The sequence below is a fragment of the Pectobacterium punjabense genome (assembly GCF_012427845.1).
Taxonomy (GTDB): domain Bacteria; phylum Pseudomonadota; class Gammaproteobacteria; order Enterobacterales; family Enterobacteriaceae; genus Pectobacterium; species Pectobacterium punjabense.
On sequence record NZ_CP038498.1, the window covers coordinates 890067 to 916183 of the forward strand.

The following is a 26117-nucleotide window of genomic DNA, read 5'->3' on the forward strand; positions in this document are numbered from 1 at the left end:
ACTGGGTTATCAGCGGCGGATGCTTAGTTCTTCCTCCCGTTTGGATAGGAAAATATGGATATAAAAAAACCGGCCGAAGCCGGTTTGGGGGGAAAAGTTATTCCTGTGGGCTTTTCTCTGCCTTGCCTGCCATCATGGTCAGGAAGTCAAAGCGGCGGCGCAGATCCAGCTCTGCTTCTTCATAGAGCTGTGCGGTTTCTTCCGGTATCATGCTATTCAGGCGGCGGAAGCGTTGCTCTTTCAGCAGCGTTTCACTCAGGCTGCTTGATGGCGGACGAGAATCCGTCACCAACGCCGCTTTCCCTTCTTCGGCACGACGTGGATCGAAGCGATAGAGTGGCCAGAAGCCGGTTGCCGTCAACTGACGCATCTGATCGTGGCTGAATGCCAGATCGTAACCGTGTTCTTCACACGGGCTGTAGGCGATAATGAGTGACGGACCCGGCCAGGCTTCCGCTTCCTGAATCGCTTTCACCGTTTGATTCAGCTGTGCACCCAGCGAGATCTGTGCAACATACACGTGGCCGTACATCATGACGTTGATGCCCAGATCTTTACGCGCTTTGCGTTTCCCTTTCTCACCAAATTTAGTCACGGCGCCTAGCGGTGTCGCTTTGGACTGCTGGCCGCCAGTATTGGAGTAACACTGCGTATCCAGCACCAGTACGTTGACGTTTTCGCTCAGGCTCATAACGTGATCCAATCCGCCATAGCCGATGTCATACGCCCAGCCGTCACCACCGATGAGCCAGATGGATTTATCGACAAAGTGGTCGGCTTCGTTCGCCAGCACCTTGGCGTCGGTATCATTGACGGCTTTTAGCAATTCACGTAGTTGCTCAATCTGCTGACGGCGCAAATCAGGCGCGATGGACGCTTCCTGCAAGGCACTGACCAGATCTTGCGGCAGCTGTGGTGCCAGTTTATTGAGCAAGCGTACGGCGCGCTGACGGTGTTGATCGACGCTCAGACGGAAGCCCAGACCGAATTCGGCGTTATCCTCGAACAGCGAGTTAGCCCAGGCTGGGCCGCGACCGTTGGCATCGGTGGTCCACGGCGTAGTAGGCAGGTTACCGCCATAAATAGACGAGCAGCCCGTCGCATTCGCTACCAGCAGACGATCGCCATAGAGCTGGGTTAACAGCTTGATGTACGGCGTTTCGCCACAGCCGGAACAGGCACCGGAATACTCGAACAGCGGTGAAATCAGCTGAGAAGTACGGATATCAATACGTTCCAACGTGGATTTGTCGATTTCCGGCAGTTGCAGGAAGAAATCGAAGTTCTCTTTTTCCGCCGCCAGATTATCCAGACGGGATTCCATATTGATGGCTTTGATTTCTGGGTTCTGACGGTCTTTGGCCGGACAGACTTCAACACATAAATTACAGCCAGTGCAGTCTTCTGGAGCGACCTGCAACACGTATTTCTGGCCGCGCATGTCGCGTGCTTTTACATCCAATGATTGCAGCGAAGCAGGCGCATTCTCCATTGCATCGGGCTGGACAACTTTAGCGCGGATGGCCGAATGTGGGCAGGCGGCGACACAGTGGTTACACTGCGTACAGAGCTGCGGTTGCCACAGCGGAATTTCTTCCGCGATATTGCGTTTTTCCCACTTGGTGGTGCCAGTCGGCCAGGTGCCATCGGGTGGCAGCGCAGAAACGGGCAGCGTATCACCCAGCCCAGCCAGCATGGCCGCTGTGACGGTCTTGACGAAATCGGGTGCGGCGTCAGAAACCACCGGTGGGCGTTGCGGGCTGTCTGGATTGACGGCTTCTCGTGGGACTTCCGCTAGTGCTTCCAGCGTGGCGCTCAGCGCCTGCCAGTTACGCTCAACCAACTCTTGACCTTTACTGCCGTAGCTCTTGGCGATGGCGGTACGGAGTTTTTCTACCGCTACATCTGCTGGCAGAATCTGCGACAAGTGAAAGAACGCCATCTGCATCACGGTGTTAATACGTGCGCCCAGATGGCACTCTCGGGCAATTTTGGCCGCGTTGATACTGTACACACGAGCATTACGCTGATTAAGCCCAGCTTGCACTTCCTGTGGCAATCGGTGCCACAGGTCATCGCTGCTATACGGCGAGTTAATCAGGAAAACGCCGCCGGGCTTTAGTCGTTCGACCATGCTGTACTTGTCGATAAACTGCCACTGATGGCAGGCGACAAAATCAGCCTGATCGATCAGATAAGCTGAGTTTATCGGATGCGGACCAACACGCATGTGGGAAACCGTCAGACTACCGGCTTTCTTCGAGTCATAGACAAAGTAGCCCTGTACAAACATCGGCGTGGTTTCACCGACGATTTTGATGGCGTTCTTGGTCGCAGAAACGGTGCCGTCACTACCCAAACCGTAGAACAAGGCTTCGAGTGAGGCGCTGCTTGGAAAGTGCTGTTCCGGCAGCGGCAGAGACAGATTGGTGACATCGTCATAAATCCCGACGGTGAAACGGGGGCGTGGGTTAGCAAGCGCTAACTCATTAAAGATGGCCTGTATGCACTGCGGGGTAAATTCTTTGGAAGACAGTCCGTAACGACCGCCAATCACACGTGGCATAAGTGAACGCTCACCTGCGGAGAACGCCTCTGCCAGCGTGGTCATCACATCGAGATACAGGGGTTCTGCCAGTGCACCCGGCTCTTTAGTTCGATCCAGTACCGCAATACTCTTTGCCGTCTGTGGAATGACGGCCAGCAGATGTTTGGCGGAGAACGGACGGTACAGGCGAATTTTCACTACGCCAACTTTCTCGCCGTGCGTCAACAGGGTATCAACCACTTCTTCGCAGGTGCCGACGCCAGAACCCATTAGAATGACGACTCTTGTCGCTTCTGGGTGGCCATAGTATTCAAACGGCTGGTACTGGCGTCCTGTGGCAGCGGCGAAATCATTCATCGCCTGTTCGATGTGCTCATAAGCGGCGTCATACCACTGATTGGTGGCTTCACGCGCCTGGAAGAAAGTATCTGGGTTAGATGCCGTACCACGAATCACCGGACGTTCTGGTGTGAGTGCTCGCTCACGGTGTGCATCAATAGCCTGCTGTGGTAGAAGTTGGTGGATAACCTCATCACTCAGCGGCTCAATTTTATTGATTTCGTGTGAGGTACGGAAACCGTCGAAGAAATGGATAAACGGTAGGCGGCTGTTCAAACTGGCAATCTGTGAAATCAACGCGAAGTCCTGCGCTTCCTGCACATTGCTGGCGCACAGCATGGCACAGCCTGTCTGACGTACCGCCATGACGTCCGAATGATCGCAAAAGATGGAAAGTGCATGCGTAGCAACTGTACGGGCAGCGACGTGCAATACGAACGGTGTTAACTCACCAGCCAGCTTATATAGCGTGGGGATCATCAGCAGCAAACCCTGCGATGAGGTAAACGTGGTGGCGAGTGTACCTGTCTGCAATGCGCCGTGGACGGTAGCGATCGCGCCGCCTTCCGATTGCATTTCAACAACGTGTGGCGTGTCTCCCCATATGTTCAGCCCACCGTCGCTCGACCAGGCAGCCGCGTGTTCAGCCATGCTGGAACTGGGAGTGATGGGGTAGATGGCGATGACTTCATTGCTTCGCCACGCCACAGAGGCGACTGCGTTATTACCGTCGGTGGTGATCATGACTTATAGCCTTCTTGCTCACGAAGCCCTTTATTTTACATGGTCTTTTCGGGCGATGAAAATGGCAGGGCATAAACGAAAATACGATTTTTATCGGAGGATTATCGCATTTCAGGAAAAAAGAGGGGGGAGCGATGTATGCGGAGTTGTATCAATATGTGTTTTATCTCCGTCATACTTCAAGCTGCATGTGCGTTGGCTTTGTTACTCGGCCAACTTATGGCCTCGCCCTAAAGGGCCGCCGCAAGCGGCGTTCAAATCAGCTAGACGCTGATTTGTCGCTCACCCCAGTCACTTACTGGTGTAAGCTCCTGGGGACTCGCTGCGTCGCCGCCTACCTGCAACTCGAATTATTTAGGAGATACTCCGTCATACTTCAAGCGATCTTTCTGTACGTTGCTTTCGTGATGAGGAAGAGCCGCGTTTCCGAAAGATGGGCGTTATTATACGCCTCAAAGCAGGTTGGTGTCTTTTTGTACCTATTCAAGAGTACTGATGCATGATTTTGTTTGCTCATTGCCGCCATGACAGGTAGCGTGCTGGTATTAAAAATAACATCTGTAATGAATGTATGAAGGAACCGAATGATGGCGAATGATGAAATAAAAAATAAATTGGTTTCCGTACTGGCTTCACAACAGGCGCAGGGAAAAACGCCAGAACAGGCCGTCGAGCACATCCTTCAGGCATTGGGCGGACGAGCGGGTGATGTGTCCCGCATTTCAGTTTTGACGTCAACACTCATTGCCGATGTGCTTTATACCGTGTATCAAGATGCGATAACACACCAGCAGATTGCGGTGATTTTACGCAAACTAGGTTACGCTGCCCGCGACATCGCCGTTGCATCACACGCCATCTACCCTCAGTTGACGGTTCAGGAAATCGGCCAGCTTTTGCAGCGCTCTGATATTTATCCGACGATCGATCGGGCTGCGCTACTTGATGCGCTGACCTATGCAAACTTTTCCAAGGCGGAAGGCGAGCAGGCTGCTGATGCTCTCGGTATTTAATACTAAACAATGCGATACCAGCGCTGCACCGAAGCGCAAGCAGCCAAACTCGTGACTTCTCTATAGCCGCTATTGGGTTAGTGATCGATAGCGGTAATTTTCACCTCTTTGACCCAAGCGTGACTTGTGCTATTTCCCGATGCCGTTGTCAGCGCATACAACCCCACTTTAGCACCCACCCATTTGCCAGGTCCTGCTGCGAAGCTATCGTCAAGCAAACAATATTTCCCGTCATCGCCTAGCCAGGCAAACTGGCAAATGGCGTTTTGCCGCACGGTGACGCGCAGAGTGATGTTCAACTGCCCAGATAACACCGCTAACGTCTTCTGGTGTTGTTCCAACTGCTGTGCATCACTCATCCAGCCGAATCCGGTCACTAATTCAAGACCTTCTGCGCTTTTCTCTACGCCGAGGAAAGCGAAACGTTCGCCATAAATAATCAGGCCACAGCGATCGCCCACCTGCTCTAACATTGGCGCCAGGCTCGTCGTCACTTCGAATTCCTCAGCCGGAAATTTTTGCATCAGCAAATTCGGTACGTCATACCATGAAGGCTCACCTCCACGAATCGGCATAGTTTGGCAGAATAGCTTAAGCCCCGGTTGGGTATGCGCTAACCAGCGTTCATCGGGGTTTGCTTGCCATTGCCACTGTCGCCCCAGCGTTGTCGAAGAAAAATCATCGGAGGTTGAGGGCTGCTGCGTGCTAACCGGGGAGCTTACGCGAGGCTTGACGGCTTCCAGAACCGGTTGGCCTAATCCTTGTGCGTTATGCTGTTCACCGATCAGCGGCCAGTCGTCCTGCCAGCGCATCGGCTGTAGGTGGACGACTCGTCCATAGGCATGGCGATCCTGAAAATGTACAAACCAGCTTTCACCGTTATCTAATTCGACCCAACCCCCCTGATGCGGACCATTAACCGATGTGGTGCCCTGATGCAGTACGATCCTGCTTTGCCACGGCCCATTCAGTGAACGTGCACGTAGCACCGTTTGCCAGCCGGTGGGTACGCCACCCGCCGGTGCGAAAATGTAATACCAGCCGTTGCGCTTATACAGCTTCGGCCCTTCAATAGTGGGTTGCGTTGCCCGACCATCGACGACGATCTTTCCTTCATCAAGCAGGGAACGACCATCTTCTGCCATTCTGCACAGTTGCAGAAGGTGTTTCTTACCGCTGCGGCTGAAGGCGAAAGCGTGGATTAGCCAAGCTGTGCCGTCATCATCCCAGAACGGACACGGATCGATCCAACCTTTAACCTGTTTCAGACAATGTGGTGTGCTCCATCTGCCTCTGGGATCGTCAGTTTGTGACATAAAGATCCCTTCATCTGGCGTGCTGAAAAATACCCAAAATTTTCCAGCATGGTAACGAATACTGGGTGCCCATACGCCTTTTCCCGGCTGAAATTGTTCATATCCTGGCAGATCGAACCGGCTGAATACGTGATTGATCAGCGTCCAGTTCACCAAATCCTGAGAATGCAGGATCGGTAGCGCGGGCATGTGGTTAAAGCTGGACGACACCATATAAAAGTCATCGCCGACGCGCACAATGTCAGGATCGGAATAATCAGCGCATAAAATCGGATTTTTATAGCGACCGTTACCCAAATCTGGGTTCCAGGGAGAATGTGTTGTACTCATGTCATCATCCTGATAGTTAAAGGGCGGGCAGCGTGCCACCCGCAGATATCGCGATCAGGCTGCACCTTTTGGCGTCAGGCCCTGATCGACAGGAAGTTCGCTTTCCGCCGCGCGGTCGGCCGTATTGTGACGTCTCGCCAGATCGGCCTGAATGGTTTCCATTGTCTTATCGTCTAGCTTGTAAAAACGTACCAGCCAATACAACACCAGATAGGAAAGTGAGGGGCCGATGCTCAGCAGACCAATAATCCCGGCGGTGGCGAGCGGCGTTTGCGTAGGTGAACCCGCCACATAGCCGAACCAGCCGAGTGAAAAACCAACGGTGGCTCCGGCAATTGCCATGCCTAATTTCAGTGCAAACAGATTACCTGAGAAGGAGAGACCGGTAATGCGGCGGCCCGTTTTCCATTCGCCGTAATCGGCGGCATTCGCCATCATGTTCCATTTGAACGGTTGGTACATCTGGTGGAAAAAGCCGATCAAAAAGTAGAGCGGAAAGACGACAGCCAGCCACTGCGGCGGCACCATGAACAGGATGATGCCAACAAACACCAGCAGCAGGTTGATATTTTTGAACAGGCTTATGCTGCTGAAGCGCTTGCCAAAATAACCCGCCATCATCGCACCAATAATGGTGCCGACAACGCTGGTGGTAATAAACGCAGATTTCATGGCCGTTCCGGCGGCGCTGCCTTGTTCCGGCCCCACCATCAGGTAAGTTGCGTAATACAGCGTTGCCGCGCCACGCATAACGCCTGCCATGCTGGAAAAGAACGTAATAATGGCCACGATGCGCCACTGATCGTTACTCAGCAGGTTTTTGACATCGTCCCAGACGTTCTGATTTTTATCTACGGCAGGGTTGATGCGCTCCTTTGTGGTGAAAAAGCAGAAAAACAGCATCACGACAGCCAGGCTGCCCATGATCATCATCGTGCCTTGATAACCCAATTGTTTGTTGGTGCCGCCAATCCAGTCAACCAACCACAGCGTGCCGACCGACACCAATAGCCCAGCCATTGAGGAAATGGTAAAGCGGTACGACTGTGCGGAAATTCTGTCCTTTTCATCGCTGGTGATGACACCACCGAGTGAACAGTAAGGGATGTTGATAAAGGTGTAGAACAGCATTAGCAACGTATAGGTAATGTAGGCATAAACCAGTTTGCCCGTGCCATTCAGTTCTGGTGTGGTATAGGCCAATACGGCAATTACAGCATAGGGGACGGCAAACCAGACCAGCCACGGGCGAAAGTGCCCCCAGCGGGTTTTAGTGCGGTCTGCAATCAGACCAATCAGCGGGTCAACGATGGCGTCCAGCACGCGAGTCACTAAAAACATTACCCCTACTGCGGCGGCGGAGATGCCATAGATATCCGTATAAAAGTAGGTAAGGAACATGGTTACGGAAGAATAGACGATGCCACAGGCGGCATCGCCCATGCCAAAGCCGATTTTCTCCGCAACGCTCAGCTTATTATTGTTGGTCATTGGAAACTCCAAAAGAGGATGAGGAACTTCTTGCCAGGCTCGCGGCTATTGTTATCTCCTTGGCTGAGATTAACTATTGCGGATTTTATTAAGAAGGTTACGTTTCTTGGTATGTGTTAGACAGGTCACAAAAAAATGACAGTAAAAGTAGCGTGACCAGAAGATGTGCGGAGTTATTTCCATTTTATATCAATAAATTAACGTGGTCTTTTTCTTATTGATCTGTATGACAAGTCACCTTGAAGAACTATTTTGGAGGGAAATTGCTATCTGTGGGGGCTTCTGAATCCCATTATTGGAGCAATTATAGGAGCGGAGATATGGGGTTGGTCATGTAGAGCGAAAGCCCGTAGCGCTACTGTGCAGAGGGATTAATCAAGCTGTGTAATAGGTTTTTAATCCACTGGCTAGCTTCTGAACGGCTATTGCGGCGATGGCTGTAAATTTTCACGCGATAGGACGGCACAGTGAAAGGTAGAGCGTGAATACGTAACGGCAGAAGTTGCGCAAAAATTTTCGCAACATTGCATGGTAATGCCATGATCAGCGCCGAATCGGCTATGATAAACGGTGCGCTCATCATGGACGGCGTTTTCAACGCAACATGACGTTTCCTATTGAGCTTATCCAGCGCGTAGTCAATCACCCCGCGTGATTCATTCCACGGCGTAACGACAAGATGCCGTGCGGCAAGGTAATCATCTAGCGTAAGCACTTCGCCTGACGGATAATCAGCGGCACTGATGATGACATAGCTGTCTTCAATCCAGTCTATCTCTTCAATCTCTCGGTTTTCCGCTTGCGTCATATCGGTGAACCCTAAAGCAAAGTCGATTTTTCCTGCCAGCAAATCTGTAATCGCAACTTTCTGCGGCGAATAAACCAGATTGAATTTGATGTGGGGAGCCAGCTTTTCCATTCGTGCCATGAGGGTAGGAAACACCGAAAATGCAGTGTAATCGGTGATGGAAAAGGTAAAGCTTTCCGTGCTGCGTGCGGGATTAAAGCGTGGCCGCGGCGTCAAACCTTGCGTCAGCAGGGCCAGGCTTTCTGCGATAGGCTCGGCGATATCTTCTGCTAATACGGTTGGGTGCATGGTGTTGCCAACCCGAAAAAATAACTCATCGGAAAACGTATTGCGTAAACGCGTCAGCGCGTGGCTGACTGCCGATGCACTCATCGCCAGCTCTTTTGCCGCGGTGGCGACGGATTGATGCTGGTACACACTGTTAAACACCACTAACAAATTTAAATCGATACGTCGTAAATCCAGATGCATGATGTTCATTAGTCACTGTAGAAAATGCAGTTCATACAGTATTTTTAATCCGGTAGCATGACAAGCCTTGGTTATGGTGAGCATTGGAAAAAAGAGGCTTTATGAACATTGTCATCCGCGCTGCGCAGAAATCAGATGCGAGCGTGATCCTGGATTTAATCATTGAACTGGCCGTGTACGAGAAGGCGCGTCACGAAGTATTAGCCTCGCTTGAGGATATTGAGAACTCGTTATTTGGCGAGGGGGCGACGGCCGAAACGCTGATCTGTGAGATTGATGGCAAGCCCGTCGGCTATGCGATTTTCTTCATGAGCTATTCAACCTGGCTGGGGAAATATGGCATCTATCTGGAAGATCTCTACATCGCGCAGGCGTATCGCAATGCAGGAGCGGGCAAAGCGCTGCTGAAACAGGTTGCGCGTCTTGCACAGGAAAGGCAGTGCGGAAGGTTGGAATGGAGTGTGCTGGACTGGAACCAACCCGCGATCGATTTCTATAAAAGCATCGGCGCGAAGCCGCAGGATGAGTGGGTTCGCTATCGGATGGACGAGAAGGGCATTGCTGATTTCGTTACGGCATCGTAAAGACCGTGGCTCCTGTTGACTTGAAGGCAGCAGGAGCCATGTTTCTTAACGCGTCGATGCCGCCAGTGTGGTGCCTGCCAGAATAAAAATCCCACCCGTTGAGCGGTTGAACAGCTTGATGCGGCGTGGATTGGAAAACAGACCCGATAAACGGCGGCCGGTGCAGGCATAGATAAACATGATGCTGAAATCGAAGAAAGCCCAGGTTACCGCCAGAATGACGAGCTGTAAGGCGTGTGGGGCGCTAGTATCGATAAAATTTGGGAACAGTGCTGCGAAAAACAGCAGATCTTTAGGATTACTGATCCCAACCAGAAAGCCCTTTCGGTATAGCGGAAACCAGCCTGGAGCCCCTGTTTCCTGCACATCTTGCTCCGCTGTGGTCATATCTTTGGAACGCCATGATGCGATACCTAACCAGATGAGATAAACCGCACCAATAATTTTTAATACGATAAATGCGGTCGTTGACGCGGCGAGGATGGCACCTAACCCCAGTGCTGAACAGGACATTAATATCATTGCCGCACTGACACCACCGCACACGGTTGCCGTTGCGCGTGAAGCGCCGTAGCGTAAACCGTGCGACATACTGATGAGGGCTGAGGGGCCCGGAATGGCAATCAGGGCGATGATGATACCTGTATAAGCCAGCCAGAGGTGAAGGCTCATGATTTCTCCTGCGTGTCGTTCGTTGTGAAAGCGTAATTGAGAGCGGCGATGTGATTCGAGATATATTCACATATATATCGCTATTTTCCAACGCGCGATAGTAACAGAAAAGGGCGCTGGCGGCGCGCCCCTTCTTATCAAAAGAATGTTGCTAAGAAGGGGAGGGATCACTCACTGTTAGGTCATGAGGAAGCATTAGTTCTTAAACACTACCTGTTGTTCATAACCGTTTTCTTTAATCACACAGTACGTGCTCCCCGGTGGGGTCTCTATGATCGTATCCACTTTTGTTAGCCCGCAACTTTCTTCATAGCTGACTTGATATTGCAGTTGGTCAAAGAAATGTCGCAGCAGTGGCCTGATTTTCCCAATAGCGAATGGATCGACACTTTTTATGTAAAAGGGGGCGATATCTAATTGCTCTGTCATCCCAACATGGAAATCGACAATGAAATAGGTGTCGGAAAGCGAAGCTGAACGATATACCCAAATGTCACCCTGACCACAGACGACATCATCAAAATAGTGATCGCACAGTGTGCACAGATTTACATCAATATCTAACAGGTTTAGAACGTCCTGTATTATTGGGTTGGGAACCGCAATATCATCATTGTTTGGGTAAGTAACGAGATCGCCAATAAAGGTGCTAATTGAAAATACGGTTACGGGTATAGTCTGCATTTTTCTACCTGGTTAATGTGCCTGTGTATAATTCAAGACAAACGATTTTCATCCTACAATACATTCAAACGGGTATGAGCGAGAAAAATACTGAAAGTGAGGTTATTCAATATCTCATGGAACATTACCCTATTAGGGAACATGGGTTTAAATCCGGTATTAGGCACGTCACTAAAGACTGGACATTGCAGGATGATTATCAGTTTCTGCCGGAAGATGCGCACGATTTCCTTCTCGATGTATTCGGACACTTTACTATTGATTATTCAAATTTTGAGGGAAGAAATTATTTTGCATACGAGTATCCAATCTGGCAAAAAAAACCACTACCGCAAGCGTTAAAACCGCTCACTGTCGAGATGATTATTGAATCCGCTAAAGCAGGGAAGTGGCTATACGATTAGAGGTATCTCATCGTGGATGTCGTATTGATGTGTTCGTTTGACGCCAGCTCACATTTTGGCAGCCAGTCGGCGCTGGTTCGTCTTTCAGCTCAACGTTAGTCTGTAGGTCTTGTTTGCGTACACCTAAACGTGAGCCTACGAAAAATGACGATGAGTATATGAGATAAAAACGAGATCGATTTTTACTCAATTCTTCACGCTTCAATTTATAACTCATCCAGATCGACCCTAACGCGTTTCTCCTTCACTCGTGATACGGAATTTAGCGATTAACCCAAAAAGCAGCAATAGGGCGTTATAAACGAGATGCCAAAATAAAAAGATTTTTCACAAAACTGTTCACTCTCTTCACCTTTCATTTTTTATCTTTATTTTTAGCACGTTAAGTGGTTAACAGTGAGTGAACAGGTGACGAGTTACTTATCACCCATACAGGTAAGATACTGCCAGGCTGCAATTATGGTACTCTTTATCGCATATATATGCGGATTAAAGGTGAAAGCCCATGCGTTATGAAATGGCGGTACTCGCGGCTCTGGTTCAAGAGGATTCTCCTAATACGCAATCTATCGTCACCGCGACAGGTATCTCTGAAAGAAAAGTACAGGACGTGTTAAACACGCTTCAGTCAACGATGGATATCAGCATTACACGCGTAAAAAATGGCAAACGGCAAGCTTTGTCTGTCTCGTCATGGGGCGTGTTTGGTGACGGAGAAAGGTTGATCGAGAAACTGAAAAATATCGATCTGTTGATATTCAAACAACATCGTAAAGTCACCACAAAAGCGTCGCCAAACAAAACGCGATCCTCGCGCATGGTGACGCTGGAAGAAAAGCGTGATTACTACAATCAGGTGAAACTCAAAAACTATCGGGACAGTATGCGCCTTGAGGGATTCAATATTGAAGATACACCACTTCCCGCTGACAAACAGGAAAGGGAAGCGCTGAGAAAAAATCTGATTGCCATGTATAAAGCGAGTGGTTATGTCTGATAAATACGGCTCAGGGCAAGATCCTTATACCTATCCTGATAGCAATGTTCTGATAAATAAGCTCGGCGTTAACGATGACAGTCAATTCGACGATGCGGAGCGTCAACTATCCGAACTGGCCGTTCTCGATATTGAATTTGAAGAACCGCCTTACGATCTGCATTATTGGTGTGGTCTGCATGGGAAAATATTCGGAGATTTATTCGATTGGGCAGGAGAAATACGGCGTATCGATATTTCTAAAGGTCAAACACGTTTTTGCACCGTATCCCGTATTGAAATTGAAGCCAATAAAATTTTTACGCAGCTATCCAATGATGATTTTTTACAAGGCTTTGAACGTCCAGCGCTAATAACCCAGTTAGCAGAATATTACTCAGATTTGAATGTGATTCACCCGTTTCGGGAAGGCAATGGACGTTCTCAGCGTTTATTGTTCGAGCATATGATTATCAATTGTGGCTATGGTGTCTCTTTCGAAAATATCGGCGTTCAGGAATGGTTAGCGGCTAACGTGGCGGGATACCATGGCAATACTCGACCATTAGCCGATATCTTCGAGAAAAGTATTCTCTGAATTCCCAATAAAAAGATTTCTCCCAAAGCTGTTCACTTTCTTCACTACGGTTTTTTATTAATCAATGGATTAATCGGAGATGAGTTGGTGAACAGGTGATGAGTCACTCGTCACCCTTTGAAATTTTTGGACGTCAAAAAACCGGCCGAAGCCGGTTTTGTCGTTTCTGGTGTCTACCTCGCTATCTCGCACTTGGGCAGCCAGTCGGCGTCTGATTCGTCTTTCAGTTCAAGGTTAGTCTGTATGCCCTGATTGGTTCTGCTCTTGAGGTAAGTCTGCCCGTATTCCGACATCATATTCGGCAGCACCTTACCAAAGGCCGTCAGGCTGATCGGCTTCTGGTGGCCGTGCGACTCCATAGAGGGCAGATAGGCGTGGTACAGGTATTTACGTGGATTACGCGGCGTAATGTTGGCGTTGCCCATATACAGTCCGTGTGCCAGCAGGTAGCCGCAAAAATCAACCCACGGGTCAGCCTGTCGTTTTATTTCCAGCGCCTCAGCGGACTGTAACCGCGTCTGGGCGTTGTTCGGCTCTTCAAAGCGTTTCATCAGGTGGCGCACAAGCACCGCCAGTTTTGCGCGGATTTTCTCTTTCAGCTTGGGGTCGCGTTCGCTGGCTGGGATGGTTTCGCCGAAGTGGATTATCATCCGGCGACGGGGCACGCCACCGCTGCGGTCGCTAAAGCGCATCGGGATATTCTCAATCGCTGGGAGCACGTCTTTTTCCAGCGATCGCCAAATGTCTTTGGCGTGATCCGCACTGACTTTGGTCTGCTTCAATGTGAACCAATTACGTGCCACATTGATGAAGATGCTTTCTACCGCGATTTGCGCTTCTTCCTCTTCTTTAGCCACTTTTTGCTGTGGATCTATGCCTTTTGCAAGCAGGGCTAAATGTTCAGCTCGTAGTTGTCTTGCGTCGGCCAGCGATAAGGCCGGAGAGCTGCAAAGGAGAGTGTCGTGCGTTTCTTGGTATCAGGGCGTAGATAGCGAAACCGCCATAATTTTTCCCTGACGGTTTGATAAGTAGAAAGAAGCCATCGCCATCATGCCAGGCTTAACTCTTTATCAGGCGTTCGTGCTTTGCTGGCTTCGGTATGTGTCAAAGGGAGCGCAATTCTTGGCATGGTGTGGTCGTCCGTGTTTTAGGCCTAAACGTATACCAATAATCTCTGGATTCAGGCGAATATCGTCGGACAATGACGGACACAAAAAAGCCCGCAGGGCTTGTGCCATGCGGGCTTTTCGTACTTCATCGGACTTATCTGGTAATACCCGATGTCTAAATTGGTGGAGCTGGGGGGATTTGAACCCCCGTCCGGAACCACTCTACCGTCGGTACTACATGCTTAGTCTATCTTTGCATTCGCTTGCCAGCTGCGAATAGACACGCCACTAACAAACTAGCCTGATTAGATTTAGTGCTTCAACCCCAGGCAAGGCATCCACACGATCTCTTTTGGGTTTGACCTCTCTTGATCCCCGTCCTAAGAGCGGAGGCTAGGGAGAGAGGGCTCAAAGCAGGTTATTAAGCTGCTAAAGCGTAGGTTTCGTCGTTTGCGACTATTTTTTTGCGGCTTTTTACGAGGCCAACCGCCCCTCGGCATGCACCTTGGGCTTTGCAAATCCCGTCGAATCCAGAATCAGCCCCCAAGAAACTGTTGCCAGTATACCAGAACTTACCGTTGTTAAGCCAGTGACTTAACGATTGGCGTTCTTCATGATACGGGCTTTGTCTAACTTCCATTCACGTTCTTTAATGTCATCACGCTTGTCGTGATCTTTTTTACCTTTCGCCACGCCGATTTTGACTTTGCTCCAGGCATTTTTCCAATACATGGACAGCGCGACGACCGTGTAGCCATCGCGACTAACTCGGCCAAACAGAGAATCTAGTTCGCGTTTGTTGAGTAAGAGTTTACGCGTGCGAATAGGATCGCAAACGACGTGCGATGAAGCCACATTCAGTGGCGTGATCGTTGCGCCAAACAGGTAAGCCTCACCGTTCATGAAGGTGACATAGCTGTCGCTGAGGTTTGCTTTGCCTGCGCGCAGTGATTTGACTTCCCATCCTTGCAGCGCAAGGCCAGCCTCAAATTCTTCCTCAATGAAGTATTCGTGACGGGCGCGCTTGTTTTGCGCAATGGTGGCGGAACCGGGTTTGTATGCTTTTTTCTTTGTCATAGTGCCGTCATTATACTGGATGTCATTGGGAATGAAATCCCCGCAGTGCGTCCGTGTCGTGGTTAATGATATCGTGCGATAAGCTTCGCAGAATTTTTGTCTGTCGGCCTATCAGTGCTATTATTTTGCGCGTTTTATGAATTTCGGAAAATAGTATGCCAAAGATAAGTCGCTCCGCACTGGTGCCGTTCAGTGCTGAACAGATGTACAAGCTGGTGAATGATGTCGCTTCCTATCCCGCGTTTTTACCGGGTTGTACGGGGAGCCGCGTGCTCTCTTCGTCAGAAAGGGAAATGACTGCCGCAGTCGACGTTTCCAAAGCTGGTATCAGCAAGACATTTACTACACGTAATACGCTGACGCACAACCAGAATATCAATATGCAATTGGTCGATGGCCCATTTCGTCAGTTGGGGGGCGATTGGCATTTTACGCCGTTGAGCGCCGATGCCTGCAAAGTCGAACTGCACCTGGAATTTGAATTCACCAATGCCTTGATTGAACTCGCTTTTGGCAAAGTATTCAAGGAGCTGGCAGGAAATATGGTGCAAGCTTTCACGCAGCGAGCAAAAGAGGTCTACCGTGTCCGCAATGCAGGTTGATGTGGTGTACGCGTTGCCAGAACGTCAGTATCTACGCACGGTGAAGCTGGAAGAGGGCAGCACGGTTGAGCAGGCTATTGTCGCATCGGGACTGTTGGAACTGCGCCATGATATCGATTTGCAGGTGAATAAAGTTGGTATTTACAGCCGTGCAGCGAAACTGGCTGATGTGGTGCAGGATGGTGACCGCGTAGAGATTTATCGTCCTCTGATTGCCGATCCGAAAGAACTACGCCGCCAGCGGGCGGAGCGTTCTAAGAGTAAATCCTGAGTTATGTCGTTAAACGACATAGGATGTTTCCACCGATTGCCCTGACCGATATGTCCTTACAAAAAACACAGGCAAACCTGAAGGCTTCAGATTTGCCTGCTGTTATTCCTGCCATACCAGACATCAAACCGCGTGTGCGCCGATTTCCCTAAGAGTCTGCCCATTGTGGGCTTCGTCGCAACGCATTGGCTGCCAAGATCGTTCATCCTGATTCAACTAAGCAGCGTGGAAAGTACTAATCCAGTGCGGGCTTGTTGTTGATGTTGGTCAGCACACCAGCGCCGCTGAAGGTGAGGGTCAGCGTTTGCTGTTTTACCGATTCATGACCTGGCTGTTGGCGGAAGACGTAAAACCAGGTATCGCTGCCAAACGGGTCCTGCATCATGGGAGTACCCAGCGTATAAGCGACCTGTTGTTTGGTCATGCCGGTGTGAATTTTTGCAACGTCAGCCGGTGCCAGATAGTTTCCCTGATTGATGTCCGGCCGATAGACCACTTTTTCCAGTGTGGAACAACCGGCAGTCAGCATAACAACCACCGCGGCGACGACAGTCAGCGTTTTACAGCGCATAGTGATTACATTCCTTAAGGGCATAGGTTGCCGATGATAATAGACCTTGCAGGACTTGGAAACCTACAAGGCGATTGTATGACCTCAGGAAGGTAAAAAAGTTGAGCTTTTTTACCTGTGATGCACCTTTCTTGCCCCGTCGGCAGCAGATTTTAGGCTGCCAGCAATTCTTTGGCATTCGCCAGCGTGTTTTTGGTCACGGCGCTGCCGCCCAGGAGACGAGCCAATTCTTGTAACCGAGCACGTTTATCCAACGGCTGCATCAGGGTTTCCGTTTCTGCGCCGTCTGTTTGTTTGCTTACGAAGAAATGCTGATGACCGCAGCCTGCGACCTGAGGCAAGTGTGTCACGCACATAACCTGCGTGGATTCACCGAGCTGGCGTAGCATTCTGCCGACGATGGCGGCGGTTGGTCCGCTAATACCCACATCGACTTCATCGAAGATCATTGCTGGCGTATCCATTTTCTGCGCGGTAATGACCTGAATAATCAGTGCGATACGCGACAGCTCGCCGCCCGATGCTACTTTCGCTAGCGTCTGATGCGGTTGACCTGGGTTGGTGGTAACGCGGAATTCGATATTGTCAGCACCGGTGGCCGTCAGGCTGTCTGGCGTAAATTTCACATCAATGGTGAAGTGGCCGTGCGGCATTGCCAGTTCACGCATATTGGCAGTGATGAGCTGTGCCAGTTCACTCGCGTGGTGCTGACGACGCACGTGAAGCTGTTGTGCCAGATGCAATGCCTGCTGGTGATATTCACCCACGGAGGCGCTGAGCGAGTCATGGTCGCTTTCCTGCTGTTCCAACTGTTGCTGTTCTTCCAGCAACTGCTGATGGAACGCGGGGAGCGCCTCTGGAGCAACATGATGTTTGCGTGCCAGAGTGAGCTGGCGCGACAGGCGTTGTTCTAGCTCATACAGTCGAATTGGATCGAGGTCCATTTGTTCGCTGTAGTGGCGCAGTTCATCGCTGGCTTCGCTAAGCTGAATGCCAGCTTCTTCGAGCATGGATAGCACGCCGGATAGCTTGTCATCCATACCGATGAGTTCGCCAAGCTGATGTTTTACGCTGTGCAGCATACTGATTATATTCTGCTCTTCGTCTTCGCTCAGCAACTGCATGGCCTGTTGGCTCATCGTCAACAACTGACCGCTATTTGCCAGACGCTTGTACTCAACATCGATCTGTTCGTATTCACTAGGCTGTGGTGCGAATTCATTCAGCTCCTTCAATTGATATTGCAGCAGTTCCCGGCGGGCTTCGCGTTCAATAGCCGCTTGTTGCAACTGCGCCAGCGCGCGGCAGCTTTGGTGCCACTGATGCCAAACTTGTTGCATGGCAACAAGCAATTTCGGTTCATCGGCATAAGCATCCAGCAGGTGTTTTTGATGGTCGGGACGCAGCAGGAGCTGATGAGCATGCTGGCCGTGTACCTGAATCAGGTGCTGGCCAAGTTCACGCAATTGAGACAGCGGTACGGCGGTGCCGTTAATAAAGCCGCGTGAGCGGCCATCGGCACTAATGACGCGACGTAGCAGGCACTCGTTACTGTCATCCAACTGGTTTTCTTCCAGCCACTGACGTGCCGTTGGGGTATCTGCGAGCGCAAAACGGGCGCAGATGTCGGCTCGGGCAGATCCCGGCCTGACCATGCTGGCGTCAGAACGATTTCCCAGACATAAGCCGAGGGCATCAATCGCAATCGATTTCCCCGCACCAGTTTCCCCGGTGATGACGCTCATTCCTGATTGAAAATCGATCTCTAATTCGCGCACGATGGCGAAGTTACTGATAGTGAGTTGCGCCAGCATGATAAACCTCTGTATGTAATTACATGTGATTACATACAGTATAAACTGGTTTTATATACAGTAAAGTAGATTGGTGGAATCTTAGAATAATTTTTTTGACCAGCCAAGTTTTGAACTTAGTGTATTGAAATAACTATAGTTTTCTGGATGAATCAAATTCAGGTGATGTTCGCTGCGGCGAATCAGTACCTCTTCGCCTTCTTGCACCGGTAGCGCAATCTGGCTGTCGCAGCTGATTTCCAGATCGTTAGTGATGCAAGAAAATTTCAGCCGAATTGTACTGCTACTGTTGATGACCAGCGGGCGGGCAGACAAGGTGTGCGGGAACATTGGCACCAGCGCAATGGCTTCCAAAGATGGCGTTAAGATCGGGCCACCAGCGGAAAGGGAGTAGGCGGTTGAGCCGGTTGGCGTGGCGATAATCAGGCCGTCTGAACGCTGAGAGAAAGCGAATTTGTCGTCAATATAGACTTCAAATTCAATCATGTGTGCGACTTTCCCTGGGTGAAGTACGACTTCATTAATGGCGGTGCTGATGCTGTCGGGCTGGTTTGCGCGGCAAACGTGCGCTTCCAGCATGAAACGCTGTTCGCTCAGGTAATGGCCGTCGAGCACGTCAGAAAGTTGCTGCTGGGCATGATCGGGATCGAGATCGGTTAAAAAGCCGAGGTTGCCACGGTTCACACCGATCACCTTGATGTCATAGCGCGACAGCACGCGTGCGGCGCCCAGCATGTTGCCATCACCGCCGACCACCACTGCCAGATCCGCCTGCTGACCGATGTCGGCAAGGCTAGCTGTCGGTGCGTTTTTGAGGTTAAGTTCCCGCGCAATCTGCTGTTCGATCAGAACGGAGTAACCTTTTTCGGTGAGCCAATGATAGAGCATCTCATGCGTTGCCAACGCCGTTGGGTGGCGCGGGTGGCCGACAATGCCAATACAATTAAACGGCCTGTTCATTGTAAGCGGTGTGTTCATTGCTGTTTTGTCCTCAGCGTGGTGTATCGGCAGCGTTGGGAACCAATATATGACAGGTTCCCTTGAATCCCCGATTTTGATCCCCATAATAAGCAACTAGCGAGATTAATGCTAAACCGCGGAGAATTTCATGAGTAGTAAAGAACAGAAAACGCCTGACGAGCAAGTCCTGGATCAAAAGGAAGCAGCAAAAGGGCAGCAAGCGGATGCCGCACCAGAGACGGCAGACGTAGCTGACCCGCGTGATGCGCGCATCGCCGAGCTGGAAGCCCAGTTTAGTGAACTGCAACAGCGCGAACGTGACAATATGCTTCGCGTTCGTGCTGAAGCCGATAACGTTCGCCGCCGTGCGGAAATGGATATCGAGAAGGCGCATAAATTTGCGGTAGAGAAATTTGCCAATGAAATGCTGCCAGTCATCGATAATCTGGAACGTGCGCTGGATACGGCGGACAAAGCCAACGAATCATTGGCTGCGATGATTGAAGGTGTCGAACTGACGCTGAAATCGTTGCTGGATGCCGTGCATAAGTTTGGCATCGAGGTTGTGGGTGATGTGGGTGTGCCGTTTAATCCAGAAGTGCATCAGGCGATGACCATGCTACCTTCGGCCGATCACCAGCCGAACCATGTCATGATGGTTATGCAAAAAGGCTACACGCTGAACGGGCGTTTGCTGCGCCCGGCGATGGTTGCGGTTTCAAAAGCACAAGACTAATATTTTCTGCTTTTACGCACGCTATTTAAAATGTATCTTCATCCCAAACCCCGTGCCTACCGCATGGGGTTTTTTGTTTATATCTTGTTAAGATTTGTTTGATAAAAAAGATGTTTTTTAGCTTTTGAATGACTCATCATCGTTAACTATCAAAAGAATTGGTATTACCACTCTAAATGCACTTGATAATCATTATCGTTTTTGTGAGAGTAATAAAACAACAGTGTTAGAAGGGTCATACTATGCCGGGTAGTCGTGCTATTGAGTCCACAAGCCGTACATCAAGGAAGGTCAAACTTTCGCTGATGGGCCCGGCGTTTATCGCGGCAATTGGTTATATCGATCCCGGTAACTTTGCCACAAACATCCAGTCAGGTTCGGCCTATGGTTACACGCTGCTGTGGGTGGTGGTGTGGGCTAACCTGATGGCGATGCTGATCCAGTTGTTGTCCGCCAAATTGGGGATCGCAACGGGTAAGAATCTGGCGGAGCATATCCGCGATCGTTTCCCGCGCCCGGCCGTTTGGGCTTACTGGGTGCAGGCCGAAATTATTGCGATGGCGACCGATTTGGCCGAGTTTATCGGGGCGGCGATTGGCTTCAAATTGTTGCTGGGCGTGTCACTGCTGGAAGGTGCTATCCTCACCGCTATCGCTACTTTCCTGATTCTCATGCTGCAACAGCGTGGGCAGAAACCGTTAGAAATGGTCATCGGCGGGCTGCTGCTGTTTGTGGCAGCGGCGTATATTGTCGAGCTGGTATTTTCTCAGCCTGAGCTGTCCGCGTTAGCCAAAGGCATGGCAATTCCTAGTCTACCGACCTCCGATGCCGTGCTGCTAGCGGCGGGTGTGTTAGGGGCGACCATTATGCCGCATGTGATTTACCTGCACTCTTCGCTGACGCAACATGAGGGAAACCATACCCGTGCCGAACGCTATTCGGCAACGAAAGTCGATGTCGCGATTGCGATGACGATAGCGGGATTCGTCAATCTGGCGATGATGGCAACAGCAGCCGCAGCGTTCCATTTTAGCGGCAACCAGGATATTGCCGATCTGGATAAAGCCTATCTCACGCTTGAGCCGCTGTTAGGAAAAGCTGCCGCAGTCATTTTTGGCTTAAGTTTGGTGGCCGCGGGTCTTTCCTCTACCGTCGTTGGTACGTTGGCAGGGCAGGTGGTGATGCAGGGATTCGTGCGTTTCCATATTCCGCTCTGGGTTCGCCGTACTGTCACAATGCTGCCGTCATTTATCGTGATCCTGTCCGGTATGGACCCGACGCGGGTGCTGGTGCTGAGTCAGGTGATACTGAGCTTCGGGATTGCTCTGGCACTGGTTCCGTTATTGTCTTTCACTGGTAACCGTGAACTGATGGGCTCGATGGTTAACGGCAAATGGGTACAGCGCATCGGACAACTCATTGTCGTGCTGGTCGTTTCCCTGAATATGTATTTACTGATTGATACCATACTGGGGATATAAATTGGGGGCGATCTTACCGCTAAAATAGAATTGCCCCATAAAATAAGCGTCACTAACCAGATCGTTATAGTTAGGCTCAACTCGTTCATTCATCATCGTCTCATGAGCATTCAGTAGTCGATGTTTTCTTGGTCTGCTGATATTTCAGTGTCGGGGAAGATTTCTTGCAGTTCCACACGTTTGCAGATGACAAAGCCAGAATCAAAGAGCAACGCTTTAACGCTCCCTTTCATTTCAACTGACGGAACGAATCGGGTTTTAAGCACGCTGGATAACGCGTGTTGATAAGCTTCTAATAAAGGTTTAGGTCCGTTAGCGAGTAACCCGTTGCCATCATTGCCGAATATCGGCTCGCCTTGGTGTCGATACGTATTGATGTAACGGCTCATTGGCCGCCAGTCGCCGAGAAGATGCTTGTGAGCCACCCAGATACGCCCGAGTAGTTCATAGCTTGATGCCGTCGCTGCGGTGGAATAGTACAGGCCACCTTTCTGTGCGTTGTAGTCCCACAATAGCGGATGGCGATCGGTAAATGTTATTTCGCCTGAGCTGGTGGGCTGGATATCATGTTCGACAACGTCATAGCAGCAAATCATAAAGTGACGCAGATAAGACTCATGCGGTTCGCAGTAGACGGAGTGATTGTGTTGCTCGTCATAGCGCCAGTTATCGCAACAGAAGTGGATCGTTAGCGTATTCGTGCTGGTGTGTTGTACGCTGGAAATATAGCCGTTTAAATCCTCGTACAGCGCCTCGGCTAACTGTTCAATATCCATATTTCTTGATCCCTTAAGCGGTGGACTCTCAGAGAAAATGCAGGTATTCCCGTTCATACTCGGCAAAGACGGATACCAGCATATCAGTATCAGCCTCGTACATCAGCAGCGCCCCGCGAAAGGGGATGTATCGCGGGTGAGCATCCTTAATCTGCATCAGGCGGTGCAGAGGGTTTCTCTGGCGCTTTTCTCAATTCTGTTACTTGCACGCCGCCGATCCCCCAATTGTCTGTTTCGACTTCATCAATGACGACTACGGTTGTTTTTGGGTTTTTATCAAGCACATCGACCAGCAACTGTGTTACGCCCTCAATCAGCTGACGTTTTTGTTCAGCGGTGACGCCTTCATTGGTGATTTTGATATTGACGTATGGCATGGGTTCTCCAGAGCGATTGTAGTGGTCAGCGATAAGGTAGAGAGGTCTATCATACGACGAACCATAACAGGAATGTGCCGTTATCCTGCCCGTTTTCTCATCAAATAAAAGGGGATATGATGGATTAACGTTGTTGTAAATGAATAAGCCTTTCCAACCATCGATCACCGAGGTGTTTGCATGTCGTCTCCTATTGATATCGTCGAAAAGAAGCTGCTATCCGATAACTGGTATATTCTGAATAAATATACATTTGATTTAAAAAGAAATAATGGCGGTGTGGTTCGCCAGGTCCGTGAGGTTTACGACCGGGGGGATGGGGCGACGATTCTGTTGTACAACCGTGAGAAAGGCACGGTAATTCTGACACGACAATTCCGTATTCCCACCTTCGTTAACGGCAACGAAAGCGGCATGCTGTTGGAAACTTGCGCGGGTTTGCTCGACGATCATTCGCCCGAAGAGTGCATTCGTAACGAGGCGATAGAAGAAACGGGCTATGCGATCGGCAATGTTGAGAAACTGTTCTATGCCTATATGTCGCCGGGCAGCGTGACGGAGCGCGTGTACTTTTTCGCTGCCGAATACGATGAATCGCTGCGGGATAATGCGGGCGGTGGCGTGGAAGATGAAGATATTGAGGTACTGGAACTGCCGTTCAGCGAAGCCGTCGCGATGATGAACGATGGCCGGATTAAAGACGGCAAGACCATCATGCTGCTACAGCACGCGATCATTCGCGGCTGGTTTGCCAAGGCATAGGCATGTTTTGCGGCACACGGGTATCCCCATGTGCCGCTTGATTTTCTGTGGTAACGCTTTCATTTTTGCGTAATTCCACGGTGAAGGGGTGATTATGGTTAATATGAGCTGAATAATCTTTTTATTTGTTTTTGTATTGTTGTTTTTTGCTTTATTTTCAATTGATTGTGGTTTTTGTTGTTTTTATTTTAATCAAGATTATCGACTGGCATGGGATTTATGGGAGGAAATTTTTCCTAAATTTTTTGTATTTAGATCGAATATTTAGTCATTTTTCTCCCTGTTGTGTGACCCGTATCACCGGATGAAAGAATGTAAGCGGTGTAACTCGTTGCTTCATTATGCAGTAACTCATATCCTCTCTTTACAAAAAGTAAAGAAGGACTGCTCTGATGAAGATCAAGAATAAAGTACCTGCCCTATTTGCAGTTTCATTCCTCACGCTGAGTTTATCGAGTCAAAGCCTGGCTGCTGAAGTCAGCGTGTGGGCCTGGGACCCTAACTTCAATGTCGCGGCAATGCATGAGGCATCGTCGGTATATAAAAAGTCCGATCCAAGTTTTAGTCTGAAGGTGATCGACTCAGGCAAAGAAGATATTGAGCAGAAATTAAATACCATGCTGGCTTCTGGGGTTAAAAACGCGCTTCCTGATATTGTACTTATTGAAGATTATAATGCTCAGAAATATCTTCAGGCTTATCCTGACTCGTTTATCCCATTACAAGATTCTATCGATTATAGTAAATTTGCACCTTATAAAACTAAAGTGATGACGGTAGGGAATAAGGTATACGGTGTTCCTTTTGATTCTGGCGTGGCCGGAATGTTCTATCGACTCGATTATCTGGAAGCTGCCGGCTATAAAGAAAGTGATATGGTGAATATCACTTGGGATAAATATATTGAGATCGGCAAGCAGGTAAAAGCGAAAACCGGTGTTGATATGCTGACCTACGATATGAACGATGTGGTTCTTCCTCATATTATGATGCAGTCCGGTGGAGAATGGTTCTTTGATAATCAAGGGCAGCTCAATCTCACTAAAAACAATGCACTGAAAGAAACATTGAAAACAATTAAAGCAATTAATGACGCCAAAATAGCACGTCCTATTTCTGGTTGGTCTAGTTTTGTGGGGAGTTTTAATGCCGGGAAATCAGCGAGTGTGGTTTCTGGGGTATGGGTGATTGGTTCAATTAAAAGTGCTGAAGATCAGAAAGGGAAATGGCGTGTTGCGCCTATTCCACGGTTGAACCTCGACAACGCGGTACATGCCTCCAATCAGGGGGGCTCGAGCTGGTATGTCTTAAAGGGTGGGAAGAATACTAAACAGGCGATTGAATTTTTGCAGAAAACCTTCGCGGCGGATAGCAGTATGTATCAAACCCTTTTGGTCGATCGTGGTGCGCTCGCAACCTTCCTTCCTGCCACTTCCGGCCCTGCTTACGCAGTAAACGATCCGTTCTTTGGTGGGCAACCCGTGTTCGCTGATTTTTCTAAATGGGTGACTGAAATCCCACAAGTTTCCTACGGCATGTATACCCAGGAAGTTGATAACGCAATTGCCGCGGAAATACCTGCATTACTAAAAGGTGATTCTGTTGATAACGTTTTAAAACGTGCCGAAACGACATTAAAAAACCAGATTATGCAGTAGCGAGTGTGAGCTTGGGGGTGGTAAGCCCTCAAGCATTTCTCTCCAGAAATCGATGGTGTAATAATGATGTATAAACCTAAAATGAATAGGCTTTATAACATCAACGGCTGGTTTTTTGTTGCTACCGCCGTTGGGTTAATTGCCTTAATGACGATATACCCTATATTCAAGTCACTTTGGCTATCGTTTCAGTCTGGCCGTGGTGTAGTGACACAATTTGTTGGCCTGGGAAATATCTTTCGTTTATTCAATGATCCTATGTTCAAAACGGCACTTTGGAATACGTTAGTTTTTTTGGTCATCCAAGTTCCGATTATGATTTTATTATCATTAGCTATTTCTTCTTGTTTAAATTCGTCTCAGCTGAAATATCGACAGTGGTTTAGAATCGCGATCTTTTTACCTTGTGTAACATCATTGGTTGCCTACTCAATTCTTTTTAAGAGTATGTTTGAACTGGATGGCGTGATTAACTCATTTTTATTGTTTATTCATGTCATTGACGATCCGATTCCGTGGCTATCCGATCCCTTCTGGGCGAAAGTGACTATCATTATTGCCATTACATGGCGTTGGACGGGATATAACATGATATTTTATCTTTCCGCTATGCAGAATATTGATAAGTCGATTTATGAGGCCGCCCGGGTTGATGGTGTTAGCCCCATTAAGCAATTTTTCTTCATTACGATACCTTTACTGAAACCGGTTATTCTTTTTACCAGTGTGACATCAACTATTGGTACATTACAGTTGTTTGATGAAGCGATGAATATCACGAATGGTGGTCCGGCAAATGCGACGCTGACGTTATCGCTGTATATCTATAACCTGTCATTCAAATTTGTGCCTAACTTTGGCTATGCTGCAACGGTTTCATACGTCATTGTTGTTTTTTCAGCAGTGCTGGCACTGATTCAGTTTAAAGCTGCGCGGAAGGGATGA

General features: G+C 49.4%; 25 protein-coding genes and 1 other RNA gene. 12 read left to right on the plus strand and 14 right to left on the minus strand.

Annotation, left to right across the window (positions count from 1 at the left end):
• Positions 1-97: 97 nt before the first annotated feature.
• A complete protein-coding gene (nifJ, locus tag E2566_RS03960) occupies positions 98-3631 on the minus strand; it encodes a pyruvate:ferredoxin (flavodoxin) oxidoreductase (protein ID WP_107170370.1) in 3534 nt (1177 codons plus the stop codon).
• A 587-nt stretch (positions 3632-4218) separates the two neighbouring features.
• Here nifJ and E2566_RS03965 point away from each other — a divergent pair.
• Positions 4219-4644: a hypothetical protein gene (locus tag E2566_RS03965; protein ID WP_107170368.1), complete on the plus strand. Its 426-nt coding sequence runs from the start codon at positions 4219-4221 to the stop codon at positions 4642-4644.
• 77 nt (positions 4645-4721) lie between these two features.
• On the opposite strand, the gene E2566_RS03970 is transcribed toward E2566_RS03965, so the two are convergent.
• From E2566_RS03970 to E2566_RS03980, 3 genes are all read right to left on the minus strand, one after another.
• Positions 4722-6290, minus strand: coding sequence for a glycoside hydrolase family 43 protein (locus E2566_RS03970; RefSeq protein WP_107170367.1), 1569 nt, complete (start codon positions 6288-6290; stop codon positions 4722-4724).
• Between the two features lie 54 nt (positions 6291-6344).
• Complete coding sequence (locus tag E2566_RS03975) at positions 6345-7781, minus strand: glycoside-pentoside-hexuronide (GPH):cation symporter (RefSeq protein WP_107170366.1); 1437 nt, start codon at positions 7779-7781, stop codon at positions 6345-6347.
• 355 nt (positions 7782-8136) lie between these two features.
• Positions 8137-9069, minus strand: a complete 933-nt coding sequence (locus E2566_RS03980; RefSeq protein WP_107170365.1) for a LysR substrate-binding domain-containing protein — start codon at positions 9067-9069, stop codon at positions 8137-8139.
• A gap of 92 nt (positions 9070-9161) precedes the next feature.
• Between E2566_RS03980 and E2566_RS03985 the strand changes: the two genes are divergently transcribed.
• Positions 9162-9644, plus strand: coding sequence for a GNAT family N-acetyltransferase (locus E2566_RS03985; protein WP_107170364.1), 483 nt, complete (start codon positions 9162-9164; stop codon positions 9642-9644).
• A gap of 45 nt (positions 9645-9689) precedes the next feature.
• Here the strand turns inward: E2566_RS03985 and E2566_RS03990 are convergent, their stop codons facing one another.
• Together E2566_RS03990 and E2566_RS03995 are read right to left on the minus strand one after the other, a co-directional pair.
• Complete coding sequence (locus E2566_RS03990; protein WP_107170363.1) at positions 9690-10316, minus strand: LysE family translocator; 627 nt, start codon at positions 10314-10316, stop codon at positions 9690-9692.
• A 195-nt stretch (positions 10317-10511) separates the two neighbouring features.
• Complete coding sequence (locus tag E2566_RS03995) at positions 10512-11000, minus strand: hypothetical protein (protein WP_107170362.1); 489 nt, start codon at positions 10998-11000, stop codon at positions 10512-10514.
• Between the two features lie 74 nt (positions 11001-11074).
• On the opposite strand from E2566_RS03995, the gene E2566_RS04000 reads away from it, so the two are divergent.
• The 3 genes from E2566_RS04000 (at position 11075) to E2566_RS04010 (ending at position 12978) form a co-directional block, all read left to right on the plus strand.
• On the plus strand, positions 11075-11404 hold the full coding sequence (locus E2566_RS04000) for a DUF1493 family protein (RefSeq protein WP_107170387.1): 330 nt from the start codon (positions 11075-11077) through the stop codon (positions 11402-11404).
• A gap of 505 nt (positions 11405-11909) precedes the next feature.
• Entirely contained in the window at positions 11910-12401 is a 492-nt protein-coding gene (locus E2566_RS04005; RefSeq protein WP_107170361.1) for a YhfG family protein, read from the plus strand.
• Positions 12394-12978, plus strand: coding sequence for a putative adenosine monophosphate-protein transferase Fic (locus E2566_RS04010; RefSeq protein WP_107170360.1), 585 nt, complete (start codon positions 12394-12396; stop codon positions 12976-12978). Before E2566_RS04005 ends, E2566_RS04010 begins: the two co-directional genes overlap by 8 nt.
• 173 nt (positions 12979-13151) lie before the next feature.
• Here E2566_RS04010 and E2566_RS04015 read toward each other — a convergent pair whose 3' ends face one another.
• The 3 genes from E2566_RS04015 to smpB all read right to left on the minus strand — a co-directional run bounded on the left by E2566_RS04015 (position 13152) and on the right by smpB (position 15164).
• Positions 13152-13835 (minus strand): primase-like DNA-binding domain-containing protein, encoded by a 684-nt coding sequence (locus tag E2566_RS04015; RefSeq protein WP_420892583.1) that lies wholly within the window; start codon positions 13833-13835, stop codon positions 13152-13154.
• 433 nt (positions 13836-14268) lie between these two features.
• Positions 14269-14631: a transfer-messenger RNA gene (ssrA, locus tag E2566_RS04020) on the minus strand.
• A gap of 50 nt (positions 14632-14681) precedes the next feature.
• Positions 14682-15164 (minus strand): SsrA-binding protein SmpB, encoded by a 483-nt coding sequence (smpB, locus tag E2566_RS04025; protein ID WP_010282425.1) that lies wholly within the window; start codon positions 15162-15164, stop codon positions 14682-14684.
• 155 nt (positions 15165-15319) lie between these two features.
• Between smpB and E2566_RS04030 the strand changes: the two genes are divergently transcribed.
• Both E2566_RS04030 and E2566_RS04035 read left to right on the plus strand, forming a co-directional pair.
• Positions 15320-15766 carry a type II toxin-antitoxin system RatA family toxin gene (locus E2566_RS04030; protein WP_107170359.1) on the plus strand — a complete coding sequence of 149 codons (447 nt, stop codon included), beginning with the start codon at positions 15320-15322 and terminating at the stop codon, positions 15764-15766.
• Positions 15756-16037: an RnfH family protein gene (locus E2566_RS04035; protein ID WP_207189301.1), complete on the plus strand. Its 282-nt coding sequence runs from the start codon at positions 15756-15758 to the stop codon at positions 16035-16037. The genes E2566_RS04030 and E2566_RS04035 overlap by 11 nt, the downstream gene beginning before the upstream one ends.
• Positions 16038-16272: 235 nt before the next feature.
• Here E2566_RS04035 and bamE read toward each other — a convergent pair whose 3' ends face one another.
• The 3 genes from bamE to nadK form a co-directional block, all read right to left on the minus strand.
• Positions 16273-16608, minus strand: a complete 336-nt coding sequence (gene bamE / locus E2566_RS04040; RefSeq protein ID WP_107170358.1) for an outer membrane protein assembly factor BamE — start codon at positions 16606-16608, stop codon at positions 16273-16275.
• A 152-nt stretch (positions 16609-16760) separates the two neighbouring features.
• A complete protein-coding gene (gene recN / locus E2566_RS04045; protein ID WP_107170357.1) occupies positions 16761-18422 on the minus strand; it encodes a DNA repair protein RecN in 1662 nt (553 codons plus the stop codon).
• Positions 18423-18503: 81 nt separating this feature from the next.
• Positions 18504-19382 (minus strand): NAD(+) kinase, encoded by an 879-nt coding sequence (nadK, locus tag E2566_RS04050; RefSeq protein ID WP_107170356.1) that lies wholly within the window; start codon positions 19380-19382, stop codon positions 18504-18506.
• A gap of 148 nt (positions 19383-19530) precedes the next feature.
• Here nadK and grpE point away from each other — a divergent pair, with 148 nt between their 5' ends.
• Positions 19531-20118 (plus strand): nucleotide exchange factor GrpE, encoded by a 588-nt coding sequence (grpE, locus tag E2566_RS04055; RefSeq protein WP_107170355.1) that lies wholly within the window; start codon positions 19531-19533, stop codon positions 20116-20118.
• Positions 20119-20360: 242 nt separating this feature from the next.
• Entirely contained in the window at positions 20361-21599 is a 1239-nt protein-coding gene (locus E2566_RS04060) for an Nramp family divalent metal transporter (RefSeq protein WP_107170354.1), read from the plus strand.
• A gap of 110 nt (positions 21600-21709) precedes the next feature.
• On the opposite strand, the gene E2566_RS04065 is transcribed toward E2566_RS04060, so the two are convergent.
• Entirely contained in the window at positions 21710-22375 is a 666-nt protein-coding gene (locus E2566_RS04065; RefSeq protein WP_107170353.1) for a hypothetical protein, read from the minus strand.
• A gap of 146 nt (positions 22376-22521) precedes the next feature.
• Complete coding sequence (locus E2566_RS04070; RefSeq protein ID WP_107170352.1) at positions 22522-22752, minus strand: 2-hydroxymuconate tautomerase family protein; 231 nt, start codon at positions 22750-22752, stop codon at positions 22522-22524.
• 180 nt (positions 22753-22932) lie between these two features.
• Here E2566_RS04070 and nudK point away from each other — a divergent pair, with 180 nt between their 5' ends.
• The 3 genes from nudK (at position 22933) to E2566_RS04085 (ending at position 26117) form a co-directional block, all read left to right on the plus strand.
• The gene (nudK, locus tag E2566_RS04075; RefSeq protein ID WP_107170351.1) at positions 22933-23514 is read left to right on the plus strand and encodes a GDP-mannose pyrophosphatase NudK; all 582 of its coding nucleotides are present in this window, start codon (positions 22933-22935) and stop codon (positions 23512-23514) included.
• A gap of 392 nt (positions 23515-23906) precedes the next feature.
• Positions 23907-25172, plus strand: a complete 1266-nt coding sequence (locus E2566_RS04080; RefSeq protein ID WP_107170350.1) for an ABC transporter substrate-binding protein — start codon at positions 23907-23909, stop codon at positions 25170-25172.
• Between the two features lie 63 nt (positions 25173-25235).
• On the plus strand, positions 25236-26117 hold the full coding sequence (locus tag E2566_RS04085; protein ID WP_107170349.1) for a carbohydrate ABC transporter permease: 882 nt from the start codon (positions 25236-25238) through the stop codon (positions 26115-26117).